Raw genomic sequence first — 3,262 nt, 5'->3', positions numbered from 1 at the left:
GGAGCCTGGTGGTCCAGCAACTTTATATTAAATTTGGGGAGAGGATTCCCTTGGAATTAAATCCCAATCCCTCTGGGGCTAGCCCCAGAGGGATTGATGGATCGGACAGAGTTTAATTTACAGACCCTCAAACAATGAAGTATTAACCATTTTTTTGTCACAAATAACTTAAGAATGTGGTTTTCAACTATCCATCCCATTTATAAAAGTATCTACAAAGTTAATCACCTTTTTAAGAAGACGATCACCTATGGTTTTACGTTTCAATACTGATGGCTTATCACCTTCAATAAGGTTTAAAAGTTCGTCTCTTAACGGTTCTCTTTCGGCATATAGATAATCTTCTATGAGTTTTTGTGTTCTTTCTGAAGAAAGATTTTCTTCTTTTACAAAGGTTTCAAATGCTTTTTTTTGTTCTTCTGTCCAAAACTTCTCAAATTCTTGTGGAATGTTATCTGAATCTTCTATATGTGGTAAATTGTCTTGAATGAACTTTTCAATTAATTCTCGTTTGCTTCTTAAATTGGCTTCGCCTGATAGTATATCTACTATTTCCTTTTTCTTAGCTTCCTGTTCTGACTTCTTCGCATCTTTTAATGCTGCCAGTAGTTTAAGAATATAAGTAACATTGATTTCATCTCTGTGAATTAACTCTAATTCAAAATCAACATCATCTAATATTGATACTTTTTCTTTTGCTGTATCGTGTTTTGTTTTTTGCCAAAGGTCTAAATACTTACTTCTAAAATCGTTAAATAACTGCTCATTCATCGCTAAATCTTCCCAATCGAAATTAGCAAAAGTGGTCATTGTGTTTTTTAGACGCATCAACTCTCTAAATGCTTTGATAAATTCTAATTCATCTTCTTCACTCACTAAGTCATTTACACTGTTTACAGTTGGTGTTACTTGCAATAAATTGATAAAAGCTTCATTGAATTTCTTTACATACTCTTCATAAGGTTTCATTATGATAATCTCAATAGCTTCTTTGTTGCTGAAGAGCGTAATAGCCTCATCTGTTGCTTTTTTAAGATTACGGAACACCACAATATTACCTTGTGATTTCTGTTCGTTTACAATTCTATTGGTGCGTGAATATGCTTGAATTAAACCGTGATATTTTAAGTTTTTATCTACATATAAGGTATTTAAAGCAGGACTGTCAAAACCTGTTAAAAACATATTTACAACCAACAATACATCAATCTTACGTTCTTTAACTTTCTTGGAAATATCATTGTAGTAATTGTAAAACGACTGACTGTCTTTTGTTGAAAAATTAGAACCGAACATCTGGTTATAATGCCCTATATAACTTTCTAATTTATCTCTTTTATGGCTGTTCATTCCGTACAAGGCTGCTGCTTCCTCGACTACCGACACTTCTTCTGGAATATAGCCGTTTGCATCTGCATCTTCCTCATTGGCTACAAAGCTAAATATGGTTGCAATTTTTAAATTGTGTTTGCCTTCTTCTTTTTTACGATGTAGAATATCATAATACTGCACCAACATATCTGTACTACCTACACAAAACATTGCTGTAAATTCTTTGTTGTGCGTTTTTCTGTTATGGTTGGCAATAATGTAATCTGCAATTTTTTCTAATCGTTTTGGGGATTCCATTAACTCTCTACGGTCAATATCTTCTACCTCAATATCAATTTCGGCTGCAGATTCTTTTTGTTTGTAGCGACCTACATATTCTACTGAAAATTTAAGTACGTTTTCATCTTTAATTGCATCTGTAATAACGTATTTATGTAAGCACTCACCAAATAACTCTTTAGTAGTACGCTTTCCTAATTCGTTTTTAACCGCATTATCTGCAAATATTGGTGTGCCTGTAAAACCAAACATTTGATGATTGTTGAAGAACGATTTTATACGGTTGTGTGTGTCTCCAAATTGGCTACGGTGACACTCATCAAAAATAAAGACTATACGTTCGTCTTTAAGTTGTTCCATTTTGGCTAAATAGTTCTTTTTGCTGATGGCCGTATTTAGCTTTTGAATGGTGGTTACGATAATCTTAGTATCATCGCTAAACTGCTTTACTAAGGCTTTTGTGTTGTCTGTGCCATCTATACTACCTTTTGAAAAACTATTAAACTCTTTGGTGGTTTGGTAATCTAAATCTTTTCTATCTACTACGAATACCACCTTTTTAACTTGTGGCATTTTCATAATAATTTGACTTGCCTTAAAAGACGTCAACGTTTTACCAGAACCTGTTGTATGCCATATATAACCGTTTTTGGTTGAGTTTTTTACTCTATCAATCAAAGCTTCAACTGCATAAAACTGATACGGTCTTAGCACCATTAATATTTTATGCGTTTCGTTTAATACAATGTATTTACATATCATTTTAGAGATATGACAAGGCTCTAAAAACTCACTTGTAAACCCATTAAGAATATTGGTTAAACGCTTGTTTTCTTTGTTTGTCCAATAAAATGTTTGTTTAAAGGATTGATGCCTGTTATTAGCATAGTATTTGGTATTTACACCGTTACTGATTACAAATATTTGTACGTATTGAAATAAAGCTGATTTAGCACCAAACGAATGCCTTTGATAGCGATTTATTTGATTAAAGGCTTCTTTCATTTCTAAGCCTCTACGCTTTAATTCTATTTGAACTAATGGTAAACCATTTACCAATAATGTAACATCGTAGCGATTTTTGTATGAACCCTCAATAGTTACTTGATTGGTCACTTGGTATTGGTTTTGACACCAATGTTCTGTATTTAGAAACTCGAAATAAAGGTTATCTCCATTATCACGTACAATATGTTGTTTTTCACGTAGTGTTTTTGCTTTTTCAAATACTGAACCTTTGCTAAGAATATTGAGTACACGTTCAAATTCTTTAGCTGTAAACGTAATGTTGTTATGCTTTTCTAACTGTGATTTTAGATTAGCTAATAAAGAAGCTTCATCTGGAATACTAACCTTAGTATACCCAATAGTTGAAAGCTGCTCTACTAATTGATTTTCTAATACTTGCTCTGGTTGTGTACTCATAAAAATTAATCTACGATTAAAGTTTCCTTGTAACTATCAATTTCAGAGATATGAGTATGACTAAAATTAATTTTATTATCAATTGCTGATAGAAAAGCTTGTAGATACCCCGATCTTTAGGACAGTTTCTCTACAAAACTAATATAATTCAAGCCGCTCTCTTAAATAGATCGATAGGTCTTTCATAGTCGATGGACTGGTGTCTTCTTTCATGGTTGTAATAATC

At 32.6% G+C, this 3,262-nt stretch carries 1 protein-coding gene; it reads right to left on the bottom strand.

Annotated features, from left to right (window positions below; genetic code table 11):
- Positions 1-183: 183 nt before the first annotated feature.
- Positions 184-3,036, bottom strand: coding sequence for a type I restriction endonuclease subunit R (locus PY092_RS19575; RefSeq protein WP_275617409.1), 2,853 nt, complete (start codon positions 3,034-3,036; stop codon positions 184-186).
- Positions 3,037-3,262: the final 226 nt, after the last annotated feature.

This window comes from Flagellimonas yonaguniensis (genome assembly GCF_029193885.1).
Lineage (GTDB): Bacteria > Bacteroidota > Bacteroidia > Flavobacteriales > Flavobacteriaceae > Flagellimonas > Flagellimonas yonaguniensis.
Note: the sequence above shows the minus strand (reverse complement) of the source record. Positions and strands in the feature narration are given on the sequence as shown.